The organism is Bacillus hominis (genome assembly GCF_018332515.1).
Taxonomy (GTDB): Bacteria; Bacillota; Bacilli; order Bacillales; family Bacillaceae_G; genus Bacillus_A; species Bacillus_A hominis.
In genome coordinates this window covers 1-21,816 of sequence record NZ_BOQD01000301.1, presented here as the reverse complement: position 1 = coordinate 21,816, position 21,816 = coordinate 1, and the positions used below count along the sequence as shown (strand labels likewise).

19 protein-coding genes and 1 other RNA gene are annotated in these 21,816 nt (G+C 37.8%); 3 read left to right on the top strand and 17 right to left on the bottom strand.

The window, feature by feature from the left end; all coding sequences use genetic code 11:
* Positions 1-169 precede the first annotated feature (169 nt).
* Positions 170-1,597 carry a serine hydrolase domain-containing protein gene (locus tag KI356_RS23000; RefSeq protein WP_212936559.1) on the top strand — a complete coding sequence of 476 codons (1,428 nt, stop codon included), beginning with the start codon at positions 170-172 and terminating at the stop codon, positions 1,595-1,597.
* Positions 1,598-2,177: 580 nt separating this feature from the next.
* Here the strand turns inward: KI356_RS23000 and ssrA are convergent.
* From ssrA to KI356_RS22965, 7 genes are all read right to left on the bottom strand, one after another.
* Positions 2,178-2,532, bottom strand: a transfer-messenger RNA (tmRNA) gene (ssrA, locus tag KI356_RS22995).
* Between the two features lie 126 nt (positions 2,533-2,658).
* Positions 2,659-3,126, bottom strand: coding sequence for an SsrA-binding protein (gene smpB / locus KI356_RS22990; protein ID WP_097904176.1), 468 nt, complete (start codon positions 3,124-3,126; stop codon positions 2,659-2,661).
* Between the two features lie 216 nt (positions 3,127-3,342).
* Positions 3,343-5,775: a ribonuclease R gene (rnr, locus tag KI356_RS22985; RefSeq protein WP_212936558.1), complete on the bottom strand. Its 2,433-nt coding sequence runs from the start codon at positions 5,773-5,775 to the stop codon at positions 3,343-3,345.
* Positions 5,776-5,986: 211 nt separating this feature from the next.
* Entirely contained in the window at positions 5,987-6,727 is a 741-nt protein-coding gene (locus KI356_RS22980) for an alpha/beta hydrolase (RefSeq protein ID WP_164881580.1), read from the bottom strand.
* Between the two features lie 161 nt (positions 6,728-6,888).
* The gene (gene secG / locus KI356_RS22975) at positions 6,889-7,122 is read right to left on the bottom strand and encodes a preprotein translocase subunit SecG (protein ID WP_128281867.1); all 234 of its coding nucleotides are present in this window, start codon (positions 7,120-7,122) and stop codon (positions 6,889-6,891) included.
* A gap of 96 nt (positions 7,123-7,218) precedes the next feature.
* On the bottom strand, positions 7,219-7,911 hold the full coding sequence (locus tag KI356_RS22970) for an LrgB family protein (protein ID WP_128281866.1): 693 nt from the start codon (positions 7,909-7,911) through the stop codon (positions 7,219-7,221).
* Positions 7,908-8,285 carry a CidA/LrgA family holin-like protein gene (locus KI356_RS22965; RefSeq protein WP_205685972.1) on the bottom strand — a complete coding sequence of 126 codons (378 nt, stop codon included), beginning with the start codon at positions 8,283-8,285 and terminating at the stop codon, positions 7,908-7,910. The genes KI356_RS22970 and KI356_RS22965 overlap by 4 nt, the downstream gene beginning before the upstream one ends.
* A 275-nt stretch (positions 8,286-8,560) precedes the next feature.
* Between KI356_RS22965 and KI356_RS22960 the strand changes: the two genes are divergently transcribed.
* On the top strand, positions 8,561-9,511 hold the full coding sequence (locus KI356_RS22960) for a nucleoside hydrolase (protein ID WP_128281864.1): 951 nt from the start codon (positions 8,561-8,563) through the stop codon (positions 9,509-9,511).
* 238 nt (positions 9,512-9,749) lie between these two features.
* Entirely contained in the window at positions 9,750-10,703 is a 954-nt protein-coding gene (locus tag KI356_RS22955) for a nucleoside hydrolase (protein WP_212936557.1), read from the top strand.
* A 168-nt stretch (positions 10,704-10,871) separates the two neighbouring features.
* Here the strand turns inward: KI356_RS22955 and eno are convergent, their stop codons facing one another.
* From eno to KI356_RS22905, 10 genes are all read right to left on the bottom strand, one after another.
* Entirely contained in the window at positions 10,872-12,167 is a 1,296-nt protein-coding gene (eno, locus tag KI356_RS22950; RefSeq protein ID WP_000103948.1) for a phosphopyruvate hydratase, read from the bottom strand.
* A 30-nt stretch (positions 12,168-12,197) separates the two neighbouring features.
* Positions 12,198-13,727 carry a 2,3-bisphosphoglycerate-independent phosphoglycerate mutase gene (gpmI, locus tag KI356_RS22945; RefSeq protein ID WP_001231161.1) on the bottom strand — a complete coding sequence of 510 codons (1,530 nt, stop codon included), beginning with the start codon at positions 13,725-13,727 and terminating at the stop codon, positions 12,198-12,200.
* The gene (gene tpiA, locus KI356_RS22940; RefSeq protein WP_098779423.1) at positions 13,724-14,479 is read right to left on the bottom strand and encodes a triose-phosphate isomerase; all 756 of its coding nucleotides are present in this window, start codon (positions 14,477-14,479) and stop codon (positions 13,724-13,726) included. Before tpiA ends, gpmI begins: the two co-directional genes overlap by 4 nt.
* Before the next feature lie 32 nt (positions 14,480-14,511).
* Entirely contained in the window at positions 14,512-15,696 is a 1,185-nt protein-coding gene (locus KI356_RS22935) for a phosphoglycerate kinase (RefSeq protein ID WP_002124084.1), read from the bottom strand.
* Positions 15,697-15,835: 139 nt separating this feature from the next.
* On the bottom strand, positions 15,836-16,840 hold the full coding sequence (gene gap, locus KI356_RS22930; protein ID WP_002016071.1) for a type I glyceraldehyde-3-phosphate dehydrogenase: 1,005 nt from the start codon (positions 16,838-16,840) through the stop codon (positions 15,836-15,838).
* A 26-nt stretch (positions 16,841-16,866) separates the two neighbouring features.
* On the bottom strand, positions 16,867-17,895 hold the full coding sequence (gene cggR / locus KI356_RS22925) for a gapA transcriptional regulator CggR (protein WP_128281863.1): 1,029 nt from the start codon (positions 17,893-17,895) through the stop codon (positions 16,867-16,869).
* A 135-nt stretch (positions 17,896-18,030) separates the two neighbouring features.
* Complete coding sequence (locus KI356_RS22920; RefSeq protein ID WP_002124079.1) at positions 18,031-18,276, bottom strand: glutaredoxin family protein; 246 nt, start codon at positions 18,274-18,276, stop codon at positions 18,031-18,033.
* Positions 18,277-18,285: 9 nt separating this feature from the next.
* The gene (gene rpoN, locus KI356_RS22915; RefSeq protein WP_212936556.1) at positions 18,286-19,593 is read right to left on the bottom strand and encodes an RNA polymerase factor sigma-54; all 1,308 of its coding nucleotides are present in this window, start codon (positions 19,591-19,593) and stop codon (positions 18,286-18,288) included.
* Between the two features lie 634 nt (positions 19,594-20,227).
* Positions 20,228-20,491 (bottom strand): hypothetical protein, encoded by a 264-nt coding sequence (locus KI356_RS22910; protein ID WP_212936555.1) that lies wholly within the window; start codon positions 20,489-20,491, stop codon positions 20,228-20,230.
* A gap of 302 nt (positions 20,492-20,793) precedes the next feature.
* The gene (locus KI356_RS22905) at positions 20,794-21,486 is read right to left on the bottom strand and encodes a hypothetical protein (protein WP_212936554.1); all 693 of its coding nucleotides are present in this window, start codon (positions 21,484-21,486) and stop codon (positions 20,794-20,796) included.
* Positions 21,487-21,816 lie beyond the last annotated feature (330 nt).

The following is a 21,816-nucleotide window of genomic DNA, read 5'->3' as shown; positions in this document are numbered from 1 at the left end:
ATTGTTGAAGATCGTTTTTCTTATTGAACTAACGCCCCCGTTAGTTTAAGTGTAACTCTGCACAATTATTTCATATTATACAGGTAAATAGAAAGATAAATTAGAATTTAGTTTATAGTTATAAAAATAAGTTATTTATACCCTTATAATTCTTCAAAAAGGAGAGTGTATGAAAAAGACTATTGTTTTTGTATTAACGATATTTATATTATTCTCAGGATTCGCAACAAAAAGTTATGCGTTGTCAGATTCGAAATCTGTGGCAATACAAGCATTGCTAGATGATGCCTGTCGTACATCAGGTGTGCCTGGAATGTCAATCTCAATACTTGCTGATGGTGAAGTGTTCTACTTTTCTTCTGGGTATGCAGATCTTGAAAAGGGATTGTCTGCAAGTGAAAATACACTCTATGAGTTGGCCTCGGTGAGTAAAGCTTTTACTGGTATGGGGATTTTGCTATTGGAAGAGCAAGGGCTGCTATCAATGACTGACCCTATCCAAAAATATTTACCTTGGTTTACGTTAAAGTATCAAGGTAAACCTGTTGATATGCAAAACCTTACACTAAATAACTTTCTTCACCATACCAGCGGCCTAACAAATATTAGACATATTCAAAATATTCCACAAGGTAATACGCCTGATATGTTGCAAAAGACTGTGGAAACGCTGGTAGATGCAGAATTGGCGTTCTCTCCCGGTGAACAATATAACTATGGAACCGTTAATTATGACGTATTGGGTTTGGTTATTGAGATTGTATCACGACAAAGCTATGAAAACTTTATGAAGGAACAGGTATTTCTACCCTTAGGTCTTCACCAGACGTATGTTTATAAAGAAGATGCTCAAGCTACTGGACAGCTAGCACAGGGCTACCGTTCTTCCTTTTTTATAACAACTCCATTTAACGCTCCGGATTATGCTGGGAATAAACCTGCTGGCTATATCATTTCTAATACAAAAGATATGGCGCGTTGGATGGGCATACAGATGGGTATCGTGCAGGACATACCCGAAATATTTCACAGGGCCATCGAAAAATCACATAGGGGTGATATGTCTGTTTCGGCTGTCAATGATATGTATTATGCGGCAGGTTGGTCGGTAAACGCCGAACAAACGTTTATAAAACACACTGGGGGTAATCCAAATTTTAGTACCGAAGTAGCCATACTGCCAAATGAAAGAACAGCCATCTGCTTACTGAGCAACGGCGCAAATACCAATATAAACCTGGTACTAAAAGTTAAAAATATATTAAACGGCAATCTAACTCAGTCATATGAGATAAGCGGCACACAGCTTTTGGACATCATTTTGTCGTCTACCACAATTATTCTTTGCCTATTAGCCGTTCTGTTATTTTTCTTAGGATTAAGAAAAAGGAAAACGAATGAGCAGCAGCCAATGACAAAAAAGAGAACAATCGTAACAATTATTTTCCTAATCGCTACGATTGCCCAGTGTATAATGTTTTTTGCCTTCGATTGGTCAACGATACTTATTTGGCAAACATATAGTGTTCTTACAGCTTTGATTTCGTCAGCATTATTAACAGCAAGCATTACATGGTTTGTATACACTCACCGATAAAATACCTTGCTCCCAAGATAAACATAATGTTAAGTAATTAAATTTCAATTTATCGGTATGCTTAATTTAAAAAACATAAGACACTTCGGTGTCTTTTTTAATATCATCGACAATTTTCCCAGTCAAACCTAATTACTATCGCTTCCACTAACCTGCTCCGTTTGTGGAATAAGGATTTTTAAACAACTAATATTATTTTTCAAATGACTTTATTATAAATTAAACAACAATATTATTTTTGCACAAGCGTCGTTAGATAACATTTCTTAAAAGACTGTTATTCAACAATCTGGCCCTTTAGTGGAGTAACTTTATTGCTACTCAACAGTTCCTTAATCCGCTTTTCAGTTCAGATCTTCTTTTCACTATAAAAACATCCCTTTAGATAAACAGATCCAAAGGGACAAAACATCGCGTCTTTTTTATAAACACTGTGACTTTATTTAAAAGCGACATTAAAAATATTCTTCAAATCCTGGAAGCATAAGTTTGCCGCAAACAAAAAGAACCATAAGATTGCCGTTCCGGCAAACTTATGGTTCATATCACACACAAAATAAAAAAACCACCAAATATGTATTGGTGGAGACGGTGGGAGTCGAACCCACGTCCAAAAATATCGGCACTTAAGCTTCTACGAGTGTAGTCGATATATTAGCATTTCGCGAACTCTTCGGCCTATCGACAGGCTTCCAAGTTGCTAGTCTGATTGTTCTCTTCCTTCGCCCTCAGACGGCGAACTCCGGCGTAGTCCACTTAGTTTGAGTCCCTTACCCTACCACATGGACGATGGAGGGAGGAACCTTTAGTGCAATTAAGCAGCTAAAGAAAGATTGTTTTGTTTGCCAATTATAGGCTTTGACGTTTTAACGAGGCCGATCCCCTCGACTCGCAACCTAAGCTCGAACTATCCCTGTCGAATCCGTAACGTCCCCATGATAAAAATGGAGCATACGAAGAAAATATCGTGATAGCTACTAAGAGCTGTTTTTCAATGTGCAACAACCTTACATAAGTTATTATATCATACGCGCGCCGTTTTACAAATGTAAATATCTGTATTACATCTTTTGGCGATCACGGAACGCGCGTGCAATTTCACGGTTTGCTTCTTTCTCTTTTAAATCGTGACGCTTGTCATATTGTTTCTTACCTTTAGCTAAACCAAGTGCCATTTTTGCAAATCCATTTTTCAAATAGATTCTAAGTGGAACTAATGAATATCCTGTTTCTTTTGCAGCTCCCGCTAGCTTATCAATTTCTTTTTTATGAAGAAGTAATTTTCTCGTACGAAGCGGATCATGGTTGAAACGATTCCCTTGTTCATATGTACTAATATGCATATTATGAACCCATACTTCACCATTATGTACACGTGCAAACGCATCTTTCAAGTTCACGCGTCCAGCGCGAATCGACTTAATTTCCGTTCCTTGAAGGACAAGCCCTGCTTCGTATGTTTCTTCGATGAAATAATCATGAAATGCTTTTTTATTTTGCGCAATAACCTTACCTGAACCTTTTGGCATATAACGTCCCTCCTCTATTTTTACTATTGTAACAAATGTAAACAAAAAGCGAAAGTGGCTCGCTTAGAATGTGAGATGGATGGAGCTTCTGACCTTGAGGCGCGCTCTTTGCCTCATGGGAAGAAGCGAAGCCACCGAACATTCTAGCCACTATAGCTGGATTCCATAAAAAGCGAAAGTGGCTCGCTCAAAATGTGAAGCGAAGCCACTCTTTTCTTACTTACGCTTTTTCTTTTTCTTCTTGAATCCTGGTACATTTTCGAAGAAGCCTTTTTTCTTCTTGCCATTACTATTACTATCTTTTTTACCTGGCTGACTAGCGGATGCAGATGTAGCTGCTGATGCTTTTCCTTTTCCTTGCCCGCCACGATCAAACTTTCTTCCTGTGCCGCGTTCGCCACCGCGCTCATTACTACGTTCGCTACGTCCACCGCGTTTCTTTCTGCCTGTTCTTGGCTGTTCAATCACAACTGGACGATCTTTGAACTTACGACGAGGTGTGCCTTTCATGCCAACGATTTCAAAGTCGATTGCGCGCTCGTCTTTATTTACGTTAATAACACGAATTGTAATTTCGTCACCGATGCGGAATACGTTACCTGTACGTTCTCCAATCATCGCAAAATGTTTTTCATCATAACGGTAGTAATCATCTGTTAAATAGCTAACGTGTACAAGACCTTCAATTGTATTTGGAAGCTCTACGAATAAACCGAAGTTTGTTACAGAGCTAATCATACCGTCATACTCTTCACCGATCTTATCAACCATATACTCTGCTTTTTTCATTTCGTCTGTTTCACGTTCAGCTTCAACAGCACGGCGTTCCATATTAGAAGAATGCTCTGCAATCTCCGGTAAGTTTTCGCGCCATTTCGCTTGCGTTTCGTTGTCTACTTTACCATTAATGATATATTCACGAATCAATCTATGAACAATCGTATCTGGGTAACGACGAATTGGCGATGTGAAATGTGTGTAGAACTCAGTTGATAAACCGAAATGTCCTAAGCTATCCGAATCGTAACGTGCCTGCTTCATAGAACGAAGCATAACTGTTGAAATAACTACCTCTTCCGGCTGCCCTTGAACCATTTCAAGAATTTGTTGCAGTGCACGAGGATGTATTTCGTTCGCACGTCCTTTTACCGCATATCCGAAGTTTGTTACAAACTCGAAGAAACGCTCAAGCTTATCTTCTTTCGGATCTTCATGGACACGGTACATAAACGGTACGTTCATCCAGTGGAAATGCTCTGCTACTGTTTCGTTCGCAACAAGCATAAATTCTTCAATTAACTTCTCTGATACAGAACGATCACGCATGACAACATCAGTCGGTTTTCCTTCTTCATCTACTAATACTTTCGCTTCTTTAAAGTCAAAGTCAATCGCACCACGGCGCATACGTTTTTCACGTAAAATTTGCGCTAACTGCCCCATTTCTTTAAACATTGGCACTAGCGGCTCGTAGCGTTCAATTAGCGCTTCGTCTTCATCTTCTAAAATGCTTCTTACGTCAGCATATGTCATACGCTCTGTCGTTTTAATTACACTTTGGAAAATCTCGTGTTTTACAACATCACCTAGATTATTGATTTCCATTTCACAAGATAGTGTCAGACGGTCTACTTTTGGATTTAATGAACAAATACCGTTTGATAAACGATGCGGAATCATCGGAATTACACGGTCTACAAGATATACACTCGTTGCTCTCTCTGCTGCTTCAACATCAATTGGAGAACCTTCTTGAACGTAATGACTTACATCCGCAATATGAACACCAAGCTTATAGTTACCGTTCTCGAGCTTCGTTACTGTAACAGCATCATCTAAGTCTTTTGCATCTGCACCGTCAATTGTAACAATCATTTGATCACGTAGGTCACGGCGATCTTTTATATCTTCTTCTGAAATCGTTTCTGGTACACTGTTTGCATGCTCCATAACTTCTTCAGGGAACGCTAAAGGTAAATGATGTTTATGAATGACAGATAAAATATCTACCCCTGGGTCATTTTTATGACCTAAAATTTGAATAACTTCACCTTCTGCGCTTAAACGGTTCTCTGGGTAGCTCGTAATTTTCACAACGACTTTATGACCTTCTACAGCGCCCATAGATGCACTTTTCAAAATGAAAATGTCACTTGTCCAGCGTTTATTATCAGGGATAACAAATCCAAAGTTTTTCGATTCTGTATATGTACCAACTAGTTCCTTCGTTCCACGCTCTAAAATACGAACAATCGTACCTTCTTGGCGTGATCCACTTGATTGCGCGCTAACACGTGCTAATACTGTATCACCATGAAGTGCACCATTTAGTTCTGTAGGCGGGATGAAAAGATCATCATCTCCCGTTTTCTTCTCTTCTGGAACGACGAACGCAAAACCACGTGCGTGCCCAATTAATTTACCGCGCACTAAATTCATTTTTTCTGGAAGACCGTAGCGATTACTACGTGTGCGGATAACAAACCCCTTCTCTTCCATCATTACAAGTGCCTTTACGAAATCTTTAAAGCCCTCAGAGCCTTCGATTCCAAATGCAGCTTCTAATTCTTGTATCGTTAACGGTTTATAAGCTTCTTCTCTCATAAATAATAACAACTTATTAATATGTTCTTGTATGATTTCTTCCAAGCAGAAATACCTCCTTTAAACCCTTATATTATTTAGTGTATCCGAAAGATGGGGGATGTATAAAGTGAAACTTTCATCATCTCCCAATGATTTTTTACAGCTTTCATAAAGTGAAACTTTAACCAGTGGTTTTTTGTCCGTCCCCACTGATTATTAGCCCACAAATAGCGGGATAAAAAATTCCCTTATGAAAAAAAGAGGCAACTAGATCTTACCAATCTAGTTGCTCCAAGAAGTTATATACATCCTCATGTAGCACGTCACGTTCTTTATCGAGTGTAATGACATGCGTAGAGTCTTCATACCATTTAATGTTTTTTAACGTAGATTCTACACCGTTATAAATAATGTTAGCACTATCTGTATTAATCATCTCATCATGGCGTGCTTGTACAACAAATGTTGGAGCATAAATCATATCAACATTATTGCGTACGTCACGAATCAACTCTTGTAATGCTTTTAATGTATTCATCGGTGTCTGTTTAAATTCAAACATTTCCTGCTCAATTTGTTCAGGTGATTTTTGCTCACGCTTTTTATATTCGCGGGCATATGCCAATATACCTTGGTACATAATTTCTTCACTTTTAATGTACATCGGTGCACACATTGGTACAACACCTAAAATCGGTAATGTATAAGCAAGTTTTAATGAGAATACTCCGCCTAATGATAATCCAACCGCAGCTATTTTCTCATAACCTTGATCTTTTAAATGCTGGTAAGCATTCATTACATCTTTCCACCAGTCTTCAGGGCCTGTATGAACAAGCTGCTCTGGTGGTACGCCGTGTCCTTTATAAATTGGCGCATGACAAGTATAGCCTTTCTTCTCTAAGAAACGCCCTAGCATGCGTACATCAGCTGAGTTCCCTGTGAATCCATGTAATAATAAAACAGCGCGGTCTCCACCTTCAAATGTAAATGGTTTTGGAGATGCTAATTTCATCATGTACTTCTCCTCTTTCTCTTCTGTAATCTAGTCGTATTCTTTCTATTCTTAGTGTACCATATTTATAATTCTATAATCTAATTAGAAACTTTTTTCGAATAACAAATTAAAAAAAGAAGAACCATTAGCATAATCCACTAACGCTTCTTCTTTTAATTTTATAAGTTTAAGTACGTAACAGCAATTGTTAGTGTAAAGAACAATACAGCTAAAACAATTGTGATACGGTTTAATACCGCTTCAATTCCACGTGCTTTTTGCTTACCAAATAATTGCTCTGCACCGCCTGAAATTGCACCTGAAAGGCCTGAGCTATTACTAGACTGCATAAGTACCATAACAATCATTAAAATCGATACAATAATAAGTAAAACTGATAATAACGTATGCACTTGGCGTACCTCCTACAAAGATTCAGTTAGTTTAAATGTTAGCATAAATCCTATAGAAAAGCGAGAGCCTATAGTGTCGCTCTCGCTTTTCTTCTATTACATAAACACCGTTGCAAATAACGGTCCGAGCAAACATGTCAAAATTGCCGTTAATGTCATTGTTACCGATCCAATAACACCTTCATGCTCATTATTTTTCATCGCTCTCATAACACCCATAATATGAGACGCACATCCAAAGCCAATCCCTTTACCAACTGAGTTTGTAACGCGGCTCCATTTTAATAAAATTGGTCCTGAAATCGTTCCAGTAATACCTGCGATAACGACGAAGGCTGCCGTTAAGGACGGAACACCACCAACTTGTTCAGATACACTCATCGCAACTGGCATTGTCACTGATTTTGGTAAAGAAGATAAAATTAAGCTTTTATCTGTCCCCATAAGTGTGGCAATAACCAAATCACTTGCAATAGCAACTGTTGTACCTACTAATACACCACCAGCAATTGGTACAACATATTTTTGCAGAACATGACGTTGTTTATAAAGCGGGATTGCAAATGCTACAACACCTGGTCCAAGTAGGTTTGCAATCCAACCACCACCACTTTCCATATAATTTTGATATGGTATATCAAGCACTATAAATAAGAAAGCCATTAATCCTGTTGCAACAAGCATTGGAATAGTAAATGGTGTTGGAAATAATTTATAGATTTTTTTAGATAATTGATATAATAGCATCGTAAAAAGAACCCAACCAATTCCGATTAATATTTGGCTCATTGTGTCTCTTTTTCCTCTCTATTCGCAAGATACTGTCCTGTATGTCCTGCGACAATAATAATTAAAAACGTACTCGCTACAACTGTAATGAAAAGAGAAATTCCTTTACTCATAAAAAAAGCACCGTAATTCATTAGGCCAAGCGTTGGCGGAATTAATAAAAACGGCATAATAGCAACGAGTGTTTCTGCTCCTAAATCAAACCACTTCACTGGAAGGACTTTTAGGCTAAGTACAACAAGTAAAAGAAACATCCCAATTAAACTTCCTGGAATCGGAATATTTAACATTTCTTGTACCCAATTTCCAACCATATAAAACACATAAAGAGCAGCAATTTGGACAAGAATCTTTGTAAATTTCATGTTCATCATCCCTCATGTTTATACGATCTTCTGTTAATATCCTTATCATAGTATAAATTGTAAAAACCTGCAATTTATCAACTTATCAGCGAAAATCCATCACATTATGCGCTTACACCCTTGATATGACTGCGTTTCCGAATGAAATTTACGTCAAAAACCTTGACCTAATATATAAAGTTTATATTTTCTGAATTTAACCGGTTATTATTTTAAGAAAATAATCTTTTTATTCTTCTTATCCCAAATCTTACATATATATAAATAAGATAGGTGGTGAACATATGTCTAAAAAAGTTCTCATTTTTTGTGATCCTGGAATCGATGATACGATAGCCCTGCTCCTTGCATTCTGTATCGATGAAATTGAAGTAGTTGGAATTGTCGCTGATTACGGGAATGTCCCAAAAGAAATGGCTGTACAAAATGCTCATTTTCTTAAACAAAAATCAAAAAATGGGGATATAAAAATATTCGGTGGTTCAGAACGTCCCCTCACTGGAGGTCCGCCCACTTTTTTTACCGATGTACACGGTAAAGAGGGACTCGGGTCAATCATCCCAAATCAAAAGATCAAAAACGAAGAAATGGAGAATTTCTTTGAAGTTATTCCTCTTATTGAGCAATATAAAGACGAACTAATCATTGTAAGTTTAGGGCGCCTCACTTCCCTAGCTATTTTATTTATTTTATATAAAAACTTAATGCAGCAGATCCAGTCTTATTACGTAATGGGTGGTGCCTTTTTACATCCAGGTAATGTTACTCCAGTATCGGAAGCAAATTTTTATGGTGACCCCATCGCGGCTAATATCGTATTACAATCCGCATCTAACATGTACGTTTATCCATTAAACGTAACTCAATATTCAATCGTTACACCGGACATGGCTGAATACATTGAAACAAAAGGAAAAGTCCCTTTCGTCAAACCACTTTTCGATCACTATTACTATGGATATTATAAAAATGCTTTACCACATTTAAAAGGTTGTCCATTTCATGACACAATGCCGATACTAGCTTTATTTGATAACTCCATGTTCACTTATCACAAGTCACCAATTGTTGTCATGACAGAATCTTATGCTCAAGGAGCAAGCATCGGTGATTTCCGCTCCTTAGTTGGATCAAGCTCATTCACCAATTGGCCAGCGCAGCAAATTGCTATCGATTTTGATTATAATTTCTTCTTTAAATACTTCATGTCACTTATGACAGATGAAAGCTTTTAGGTATACCCCTTACTGCCTGCAACACTAATTTTTTTTGGATAGAAATTGGTTTTATTAACCAAAAATAACTTCTATTTATTTTAAGTAGCTCATATATATATACTCCACCTACCCTAAGCTTTCATCTACACCAGCAATATATATTTCTTCTCTCTCTAAGGGAGAAGAAATATATATCCCAAAGGTGATTTGGTATTGGTAGCCAATTTTGAAATTTCACCAGATAGGATGAGATAAAATGTCAAAAAAGGTTTTATTCTTTACTGATGCAGGTATTGACGATGCAATCGCTCTTATTATGGCTCTTTTTTCAGAAAAAATTGAAGTAGTCGGTATCGTTGCTGATTATGGGAATATTTCTAAAGATGTTGCTACCAAAAACATTGAATACTTAACAGAAATAGCAAAAAAGAAACCTATTCCAATATTTCATGGCGCTGATTACCCCCTTACAAGCAATACACCTCATTTTTATCCTGATGTACACGGTATCCACGGTCTTGGACCTATTATTCCAGAAGGTAATTTTCATACGGGGCAATTAAAGAGTTTTTTTGCGATTATTAACATGATAGAAAAATATAAAGATGAATTAATCATTGTAAATGTAGGTCGCCTCACTTCTTTATCTATATTATTCATTTTATACAAAGAAATAATGAAAACTGTAAAATCTTACTACATTATGGGCGGAGCTTTTTTACATCCTGGTAATGTTACTCCTATAGCGGAAGCTAATTTTCATGAAGATCCGGTCGCTGCCAACTTAGTTTTCAAATATGCATCTAACGTATCTGTATATCCACTAAATGTAACTCAGTATGCACTTGTTACCCCTGAAATGATTAATTACATTGATGAAATTGGTAAATCCAAACTCGTAAAACCTATGCTTGATCATTATTACTATCAATTTTATAAAAAGCTATTCCCGACATTAGAAGGCGCTCCTGTTCATGATCTCATGCCGCTTATGGCTATTATCGATGATACAATGTTCACATACCATCATTCCCCTATTTACGTTATTAATAGTGATTTAGCTCGTGGACAATCATACGCGGAATTTCGTTCTTCTATTCAAGAAAAACCATTTATTAATCGACCTATACAACGAATTGCTATCGATTTTGATTACAACCGATTTTTTAAATACTTTATGACGATTATGACAGATAGACAATTCTCTTGAACTCCCCCCTCTTACCTTCTATACAAACTTATTCGATTACCCATAGCAAATCTTCAAAAAAAAGAACCTCTAGGCTTTTATCTAACTACCATTTATTCCCCATCTATTCATTTCTAGAAATAAAAAAACAGACCGTGATTTCTCACGGTCTGTCGTTATTTTCTACAATTATCGTTTGATGTTGTAGAAAGATTTGATACCATCGTAAACAGCGATTTCGCCTAGTTCGTCTTCGATGCGTAATAATTGGTTGTACTTAGCAATACGGTCAGTACGGCTCATAGAACCAGTTTTGATTTGGCCAGCGTTAGTTGCAACTGCGATGTCAGCGATTGTAGCATCTTCAGTTTCACCAGAACGGTGAGATACAACTGCTGTGTAACCAGCACGTTTAGCCATTTCGATAGCTTCGAAAGTTTCAGTTAAAGTACCGATTTGGTTAACTTTAATTAAGATTGAGTTAGAGATACCTTTTTCGATACCTTCAGCAAGTTTTTGAGTGTTAGTTACGAATAAGTCGTCACCAACTAATTGTACTTTATCACCGATACGCTCAGTTAATAATTTGTGACCATCCCAGTCGTTTTCGTCTAAACCATCTTCGATAGAGATGATTGGGAAGTCTTTGCAAAGCTCTTCGTAGAAATCAACCATTTCTGCAGAAGTTAAGCCAGTACGGCCTTCGCCTGCAAGGTCATATTTACCAGTTTCTTTGTTGTAGAACTCAGAAGAAGCAACGTCCATTCCTAAGAATACGTTCTCGCCAGCTTTGTAACCAGCTTTTTCGATAGCTTCGATGATTACTTCTAATGCTTCACGGTTAGAACCAAGGTTTGGAGCGAATCCACCTTCGTCACCTACTGCAGTGTTAAGACCTTTGTCATGTAATACAGCTTTAAGTGCATGGAATACTTCAGCACCCATACGGATTGATTCTTTGAATGTTGGAGCACCAACTGGTAAGATCATGAACTCTTGGAAGTCTACGTTGTTGTCAGCGTGAGAACCACCGTTGATGATGTTCATCATTGGAGTTGGTAATTGTTTTGCATTGAATCCACCAAGGTAACGGTATAATGGAAGACCTACGAAGTCAGCTGCTGCGTGAGCTACTGCCATAGATACACCAAGGATAGCGTTAGCGCCTAGTTTACCTTTGTTTGGAGTGCCATCTAATTCGATCATAGCACGGTCGATACCAGCTTGGTCAGTTACGTCGAAACCAACGATTTCTGGAGCGATTGCTTCGTTAACGTTGTTTACTGCATTTAGAACACCTTTACCAAGGTAACGAGATTTGTCACCGTCACGTAATTCTACTGCTTCGTGCTCACCAGTAGATGCACCACTTGGTACGATAGCGCGTCCGAAAGCGCCGCTTTCTGTGTAAACTTCTACTTCTACAGTTGGGTTACCACGAGAGTCAAGGACTTCGCGAGCATAAACATCAATAATTGTTGACATAATAAATTCTCTCCTTTTTATATAAGCAAATTATTTAATAATTGTTTTACCTGTCATTTCTTTCGGTTGTTCCACATTTAAAAGTGTAAGCATTGTTGGAGCGATATCTCCTAAAATACCACCTTCACGAAGCTCTACATCATTTTTTGTAACGATGAAAGGAACCGGGTTAGTTGTATGAGCTGTCATTGGTCCACCATCAGCAGTTAACTCCTGATCAGCATTACCATGGTCAGCAGTAATAAGTGCTACACCATCTTTTGCAAGAATCGCTTCTACAACTTTTCCTAAACATTCGTCAGTTGCTTCTACTGCTTTAATTGTTGGTTCCATCATCCCAGAATGGCCAACCATATCACAGTTTGCAAAGTTAAGAATGATAACATCATGTTTATCATTTTCGATTTCATTTACTAAAGCGTCCGTTACTTCATAAATGCTCATTTCAGGTTTCAAGTCATACGTTGCAACCTTCGGTGAGTTAATTAAAATACGCTCTTCTCCTGGGAATTCAGCCTCACGACCACCGCTAAAGAAGAATGTAACGTGCGGATACTTTTCAGTTTCCGCGATGCGAAGTTGCTTTAATCCCGCTTGCGCAACAACTTCACCTAATGTGTTATCAAGGTTCATTGGCTTGAATGCCACGTAACCATCTACAGTTTCACTGAAATGTGTCATACAAACGAATTCAGGAATGTGAGGTACTTTTTCACCACGATCGAACTCACGGAAGTCTTCGTTTGTAAATACACGAGCAATTTGAATTGCACGGTCTGGACGGAAGTTATAGAAGATAACTGCATCATCATTATTGATTGTTGCAACTGGCGTGTCATCTTCGTTAACAATTACAGACGGCAATACGAATTCATCATAGATGCCATTTGCATAAGAGTCTTCTACACACTCTTCTGCTGATTTATAAGTAGGGCCTTCACCATTCACCATAGCACGGTAACATTTTTCTACGCGATCCCAACGCTTGTCACGGTCCATGGAGTAATAACGACCAGAGATAGTCGCGAATTGTCCTACTCCTGTTTCTTTAATTACTTCATTTGTTGCATCGATATAACCTTTTGCTGTTTGTGGTCCAACATCGCGGCCATCTAAGAATGCATGGATATAAACTTTCTCCACGCCTTCTTTTGCTGCTAAGCGAAGAAGAGCAAACATATGGTTCATGTGACTGTGCACACCACCATCAGAAAGTAAACCGAATAAATGAAGAGCAGTACCTTTTTCTTTTACGCTTTTAATTGCATTTTGGAAAGTTTCGTTCTGATCGAACTCACCTTCACGAATTGCAACGTTTACGCGTGTTAAGCTTTGATATACTATGCGGCCTGCACCGATATTTAAGTGACCAACCTCAGAGTTACCCATTTGACCTTCTGGAAGACCTACTTCCTCACCACAAGCTGTAAGCGTTGTGTGAGGGAATTTGTTCCAGTAACCATCAAAGTTAGGTTTCTTAGCTTGTGCTACAGCATTCCCGTAAGTTTCTTCACGTAGTCCGAAACCGTCAAGAATGATTAAAGCTGTTGGCTTTCTCATTTTACCGCCCCCAGAAGACCTAAGAACGAAGCAGGCTCTAAGCTAGCACCGCCAACTAAAGCGCCGTCGATGTCAGATTGTGCCATATACTCTTTAATGTTTTCTGGTTTTACGCTACCGCCGTATTGAATACGAACAGCTTCTGCAGCTTCTGGAGAAACAGCTTCTGCAACAACTTTACGGATGTGCGCACATACTTCATTTGCATCTGCAGAAGAAGAAGATTTACCTGTACCGATAGCCCAGATTGGCTCATAAGCGATAACAGTCGCTTTAACTTGCTCTTCTGTTAAACCTGCAAGTGCTTTTGTCACTTGACCTGCTACTAGATCAAATGTTTTTCCGCTTTCGCGCTCTTCTAAAGTCTCACCACAACAAACGATTGGTGTTAAACCATGTTCAAATGCTGCAAGAGTCTTTTTGTTTACTGACTCGTCTGTTTCAGCAAACATTTCACGACGCTCAGAGTGGCCAAGTACTACGTAGCCTACTTTTAAGTCGCTAAGTGCTACTGGGCTAATTTCGCCAGTGAATGCACCATTTTTTTCGAAGTGCATGTTTTGTGCACCTACTTGTAAGTCAGTTCCTTCAGTATTCGCTACTAAGCGCTCTAAGAATAGAGCTGGAGAGCAAACTACTGCATCAACAGCTGAAGCTGCTGGGATTTGACCTTTAACTTCCTCTACGAAGCTAACTGCTTCAGCTAGAGTTTTATTCATTTTCCAGTTACCTGCGATAATTGGTTTACGCATGCTTTGCACCGTCCTTTTTCTTTGGCTGCTACTTATTTGTCGTTAAGACAAACTACACCTGGAAGCTCTTTGCCTTCCATGAATTCTAATGACGCACCGCCGCCAGTAGAAATGTGGCTCATTTTATCAGCCATACCGAATTTTTCAACAGCTGCTGCAGAGTCACCACCGCCGATAACAGAGTATGTATCTTCTGCATCTGCTAATGCTTGTCCTACTGCTTTTGTACCTTCTGCGAATGGAGTCATTTCGAATACACCCATTGGTCCATTCCATACAACAAGCTTAGAATTTTTAATTACATCTGCATAAATTTCACGTGTTTTAGGACCGATGTCCACGCCTTCCCATGTAGAAGGAATAGAGTCGATACCAACGATTTGAGTTGTTGCAGTTTCAGAGAATTCCTCAGTGATTACAACATCAACTGGCATATAGAAGTTTACGCCTTTTTCTTTTGCAAGTTGCATAAATTCTTTAGCTAGTTCAATCTTGTCATTTTCACATAGAGATTGACCAATTTCATGACCTAATGCTTTAACGAATGTGTAAGCAAGTCCGCCACCGATGATTAAGTTATCTACTTTGTCTAATAGATGACGAATTACACCGATTTTATCTTTTACTTTCGCACCACCGATGATAGCTGTGAATGGACGTTCTGGGTTAGAAAGTGCTTTACCTAATACATCTAACTCTTTTTCCATTAATAAACCAGATACTGCTGGTAGGTAGTCTGCGATTCCTGCTGTAGAAGCGTGAGCACGGTGAGCTGCACCGAATGCATCGTTTACGAAGATATCAGCAAGAGCTGCAAATTCTTTCGCAAGTTCTGCATCGTTCTTTTCTTCGCCCGCATAGAAACGTACGTTTTCAAGAACTAATACGTCGCCTTCGTTCATTGCTGCAACCATTTCTTGTGCAACTGGTCCGAATGCTTCGTCTGCTTTTTTAACATCTTTACCAAGAAGCTCGCCTAAACGTGCTGCTACTGGAGTAAGACGTAATTCTTCTACTGCTTGACCTTTTGGACGGCCTAAATGACTTGCTAAAATTACTTTCGCACCTTGCTCTACTAAATATTGAATTGTAGGAAGAGCTGCACGGATACGAGTTTCATCTGTAATTTTGCCTTCTTTCATAGGTACGTTGAAATCAACGCGGCAAAATACACGCTTACCTTTTAAATCTACGTCACGAATTGATTTTTTGTTCATTGGATTTCCCTCCGACTACTAGTTAGGATTGACAAAACCCATTCAAAAGCTTAACACATTTGCTTCTAAAACGAAAGAAGAGAGAGAGGGAACAAACCCTCTCCCTCGTTTTGTCATTGATTACTTATATACTTAAGAATTAAAGACCTTTAGAAGTCATGTATGCAGCTAGGTCTACTACGCGGTTAGAGTAACCAGTTTCGTTATCGTACCAAGAAAGTACTTTAACCATGTTACCTTCCATTACCATTGTAGATAATGCATCGATTGTAGAAGAAGCTGTGCATCCGTTATAGTCGATAGATACTAATGGCTCTTCGCTGTATCCAAGGATACCTTTTAATTCGCCTTCAGAAGCTGCTTTGAATGCTGCGTTTACATCTTCAACTGTTACTTCTTTGTCAAGTTCAACAACTAAGTCAACAAGAGAAACGTTAGCAGTTGGAACACGTACAGCGCCACCGTTTAATTTACCTTTAAGTTCTGGTAATACTAATGCTACAGCTTTAGCAGCACCAGTAGATGTTGGGATCATGTTTTCAGCTGCTGCACGAGCACGACGTAAATCTTTGTGTGGTAAGTCTAAGATTTGTTGGTCGTTAGTGTAAGAGTGAATTGTTGTCATCATTCCGCGTTTTACGCCGAATTTTTCGTTTAATACTTTAGCGAATGGAGCTAGACAGTTTGTAGTACAAGAAGCGTTAGATACTACGTTGTGGTTAGCTGCATCGTATTGTTCGTGGTTAACACCCATAACTACAGTGATATCTTCGTCAGAAGCTGGAGCTGAGATGATAACTTTCTTAACTGATCCACCTAAGTGTTTCTCAGCATCTGATTTTTTAGTGAAACGGCCAGTAGATTCTACTACTACTTCTACTCCGTAGTCGCTCCATGGTAATTGAGCTGGGTCACGCTCAGCGATAACTTTAATTTCTTTACCGTTAACAACGATGCTGTTTTCGTTAGCAGATACTTCTGCATTTAAAGTTCCGTGAACTGTGTCATATTTTAAAAGGTGAGCTAATGTTTTAGCATCTGTTAAGTCGTTGATTGCTACTACTTCTACCTCAGAGTTGTTAAGAGCTGCGCGGAATACGTTACGTCCGATACGTCCAAATCCATTAATACCAATTTTAGTCATTTAAATTTCCTCCTTGGGGGATTATATTAAAGGGTAATACCCTTTGTTAATTGTTTTGCTGCACCTTCATCTGTAATTAGAATTGAAGTGTGCCCTTGCTTTATTACAGCCTGTATTGCTTTTGCTTTTGAAGAACCTCCAGCGACTGCGACAACGTGAGATACATGTTGTAAATCTTCAAGTTGCATGCCAACTGTTCTTACTTTATGAACGACATTTCCTTGTTCATTAAAGTAGTAACCGAAAGCTTCACCAACTGCTTCGCTTGCCTGAATCTTTAACCAATCTGCTTCTGAAGTATTTCTGCGACGTGCCATTGTTAACGCATCACCGATTCCATGAATGACGATATTGGAAGATCGAATCAACTCAAGAACTTCTTTCACGGAGGGCTCTGTTACAATGGACGCATATGCTTCGCTACTAACGTGATCCGGAACATACAATAAGCGATAATTACTCATCGTATTTTGTGCCATTTTGGCGCAAATGGTATTGGCTTCTAACTCAACACCTTCTCCAATTCCACCACGTGCTGGGACAAATAGCATATGTAAATCTTTGCAATCAAGTTGCATCATGTCCGCAGCAGCAGCTAGCGTAGTTCCTCCAGCCACAGCAACGATATTATTCGCTGTCAGACGGTCTTTTATACAAGTCACACAAGCACGGCCCATCTCCAGTTTGACCCAAGGTGATTCATCACTATCACCAGGGACAACGAAAACTTCATCCAAGTCTAATGTTTCCTTAAGTTGTTTTTCTAAAACCTTTAACCCGGAAATTTCTTTCATAAAGTCTTCCAAAGCAAGAACTAAAGCTGTTCCTTCTTCTGTCAAAGTCATTCCAGAAGAAGCGACGTGAACTAAGTTTTGTTCTTTCAAAACTTGAATTTCACTTCGCAATACTCGTTCTGTCATACCGAGACTTGCAGATAAGTTTCTTCTTCCAATCGGCTGCATAAGCCTAATGTACTGAAGCACTTGCATTCTCGTTTGCATAACAGGTAGCAGATCAGGTAATAATTTTTTTGTATTCTGAATCCATGAGCGCATATCTTTTCTCCTCACTACATCGGTTCATTTTCTTTCATGGTCACTTTATGTCCCGTAGTGACATTTTGTGTCCCACTTAGATTAAAAAAATAATCCCTGCTACGTGTATTATTGTAACAGGAGATAGAAACTTATTCAACTCTTAACTGAATTGTTTATATAGTTTATTATGACACCTTTGTGAATGTTACCGTATCCTACTTGTTTTCCGCCTATTTCTACAACAGGAATCATTAGATGGTATTTCTCTAAAAGGTCATTATCTTCATATATATCTATTTCCTCAATTTGAAAAGAATATTCACATTGTACTTCCTTTAAAACTTGTTTCGCCTTCACGCAAAGACCACAATCTTTTTTTGTATATAGTACAACTTTCATCTTCTTCACCTATCCAATTGTTTTTCTTAGCGACGAAGCAGGAATATGCATTTGCTCTCTATATTTCGCAACCGTTCTGCGAGAAATAATGATTTCATGCTCTTCTTCTAATAATTTTGAAATCTTTTGATCCGAAAGTGGCTTTTTCTTATTTTCCGCTCCAACAAGCGTTTGAATGAATTGTTTCACACGCTTTGTAGAAACCGCCTCATCTTCCGTCGTAGAAATAGAATTACTAAAGAACGATTTCATTTCAAATAAACCGTGCGGCGTTTGCACATATTTATTACGCGTTGCACGACTAATTGTAGATTCATGCACACCTAACTCTTCCGCCACCTCTTTTAAAGCAAGTGGTTTTAAATACTCTGGACCTTCCCAGAAGAAATCACGTTGTTTTTCCATAATAATAGTCATCACTTGCAGGAGTGTTTGTTTTCTCTGTTTCAAACTGCGCATAATCCATTGCACATGCTGATACTTCTCCGATACATATGAAGCAACTTCACTTTCACTATTATTTAGAAGCGCACTATACTCAGAGTGAATTTCAATTCTCGGCATATTTCTCTCATTCATCTGTAAAACGAGACGATCGCCGTCTTTTTTCACCGCCATATCAGGCACGATATAAAGTGGTTTATCAGAAGAAAACGCAAGCCCTGGTTTCGGCTGCAATGATGTAATACAGTTCACCGCCGATTGTAATTCTTCATTACTACACTTCAACACTTGAACGAGCTTTCGCCAATCCTTCTTCACGAAATAAGCGAAGTGATCCCCTATAACCTCTTCCGCTAATCCATTCCGTCTTTGTAAGCGCTTCAATTGCAAGGTTAGACATTCCTGAATATTACGCGCTCCTACCCCTGCTGGCTCGAGCGATTGGACAAGCTCTACAGAGCGGTCGACTACATGAATCGGTGCGGAAAGGAGATCCGCTAACTCTTCGTTCGTTTCTTGTAAATACCCATTTCCATCCATGTTCATAATAATGAAAGAAGCTGCTTTCCGCTCTTCTTCATCTATTTTATAATACTGTATTTGATTTAATAAATGTTGCTGAATCGTTGTAGAATCCACACTGTAGATTTCCATTTGATTATCGACTTGTTTGCTGGTACTTTTACTTGTGTTAGAGCTCTTTTTCTTCTCCCTCTCAAAACCACCTAACTCAATAAGGGGATTCTCTAACGATTGCTCATATAAAAACTCCGATAATTCTTGTACATTATACTGGAGCATTGTAATCGCTTGCCTTAACTCTTGTGTCATTGCCAAACGTAAGCTTTGTTCTTGTAAAAGACTTGCCTTCAAACTAATCTCCCCCTTGTTTCTATTGTACAATAAGTTTGGTAAAAGGAGAATCCTATCGCAGACACCCATTCCAAAATATTATTAATTTATATGTATTAATGAAATTTACATCTTACAACCGAAAAATGAATAATATTGAAAGAAAATAATAACGCATAAAAATTATTACCACATACTAATAGTAAATCTTATAACCAGATATAACAAGAGAGAAATAAAAAAGGTCCTAACTTACAATTGTAAGTTAGGACCTTTTGACGCGCCCAGAGGGATTCGAACCCCCGGCAGACGTGGTACCGGAAACCACCCGGTAACGGTTATGTAAAATTATCAGTAAATATAAGGTTTATCCTTATATGTAATTTAGAAATGATTTTTTTAGACATGAACATACTAAGTCACGTATGATCAATTATTTTGATTATAAATTGCTTACATATTTTTTTCAACATTAATTGGCTTTCTACATATTTAAAATAGCTTTCAACGTATCGAACTTACCTAAGGTATAGTTTCCCACACATATCTCCCTTTGATCCACTCACACTTTCATATTACAGATTAGGATAAATAAAAAAGGCTAGGTAAAAATTCACCTTAACCTTTTTATACGTGTTCTACTCATAAGTCACAATTATTTGTTTAATACATAATCCAAACTTTTTTCTAAGTATTTAGCGATTACATTATCTTTATTATCTTGTAAAGATACACACATAAAGTCACCACGTGTTTGTGTAAATGTTTTATAAGCACGAAACTTAATAACATGTTCTTCTTCATTTGTATGTAGTTTTACTGTGTAAGTATCATTAGTACCTACAGAAAACTCCATTACTTTAGCATCAATTTCTTTCAAAGCCTCTTCTACCTTATTTCTCATTTCAAATCCAAACATTAACTTTCCACCTCTTAGGTTTGATTTTAGTTTATAAAAGTTTCAATGATTCTACTTATTTAAATTGAAACTAATCAAATTATCGTTTCCATAAGTACCACCAACGTTTTTGTATAGAAACGGCTACTTCACTGTTAACATCTGCTGCTTGTACAGAATTCTCTGTCCCACCACAGAAGTTCTTCTCATATCTCTGCTATTCTTCATTAATTACATCTTGTAATTTTTTATATGACCATCTAAAGTTTGTATTCTTTCTTACTACAATTAAATAAAAGTCCTTTCTCTCATACATATTCTATTTAATTAATCAGTTCTGGTTTACTTACAAAATTCAAATATTCACTTACATGGCACTGACAAACGGACGTATCAGGATTGTATTCAGAAGCAACAGATACTATAAAAACTAAGTTCTGACTATACTCATTACCTAACAAGTCCTTATAACTCAACTTCATCTTCAACTCTCTACTCTTTGCATGACGTTGACATGTTTCGTGATTAGTAGTTGTTGTAGGGACAAAAATACCTATTGCTAAATTAATTATTACTTCTGTATTCACTCTCACAACATTTGTTGAGTTTATAGTAAAGTTTTGCTTTTCACCGCTAAATATTATGTCGTGTATCCTTAAATCAACAACAGAACCTAGCCCTACATTATACAGGATTAAACGCCCTATCACTACATGATTGTGTTCAGGTTCCCTCATCTCAATAGTTGTACGTTTTATACCGTCGGATTTAGGTTCATAAGATATTTCTAAATATGGAACAACTTGAAGTCTCCTGTTTTCATTTTCTTCCCTTGTTGTAAATCTTATAGTCAATATGATTCCTATCAAACCTGCAATACTACTAAGAACATTACCATAAAAACCTATCCAGTCATTGCTTTCTTCAAAATTAGTGTGTGTTACTATAAAATTAGTTATTATTGGACTAGCCAAGAATAAAGTGGCTATGCCACCATACAAAAACTTTTTCCTCATTTTATTCCCTATCCCTTCTTTAATATTTATTCAATTTGAATTTCTTTCATTAAACATACGAATAATAATTACAAAGAGTTATGAAGCTTTCTAGTAAGGATGGTTATGTATGTTTAGCTGTTTTTCGAGTTCCTCCCTCCCCCTATCAAATATAGAAGTAACTGCCACGGATATAATAAATAAGTTAATAAAAAACTTTTGAGGGTTTTAGTAAATACATATAAAAAAGCATATAGCAACGCCCCTTTTGCCATACGCCTGTCTGCTCAGCTACTGCCTGCTTTTAGATTTGGCATTATTGGAGATGACTTCTGTGAAACAGATAAAAGA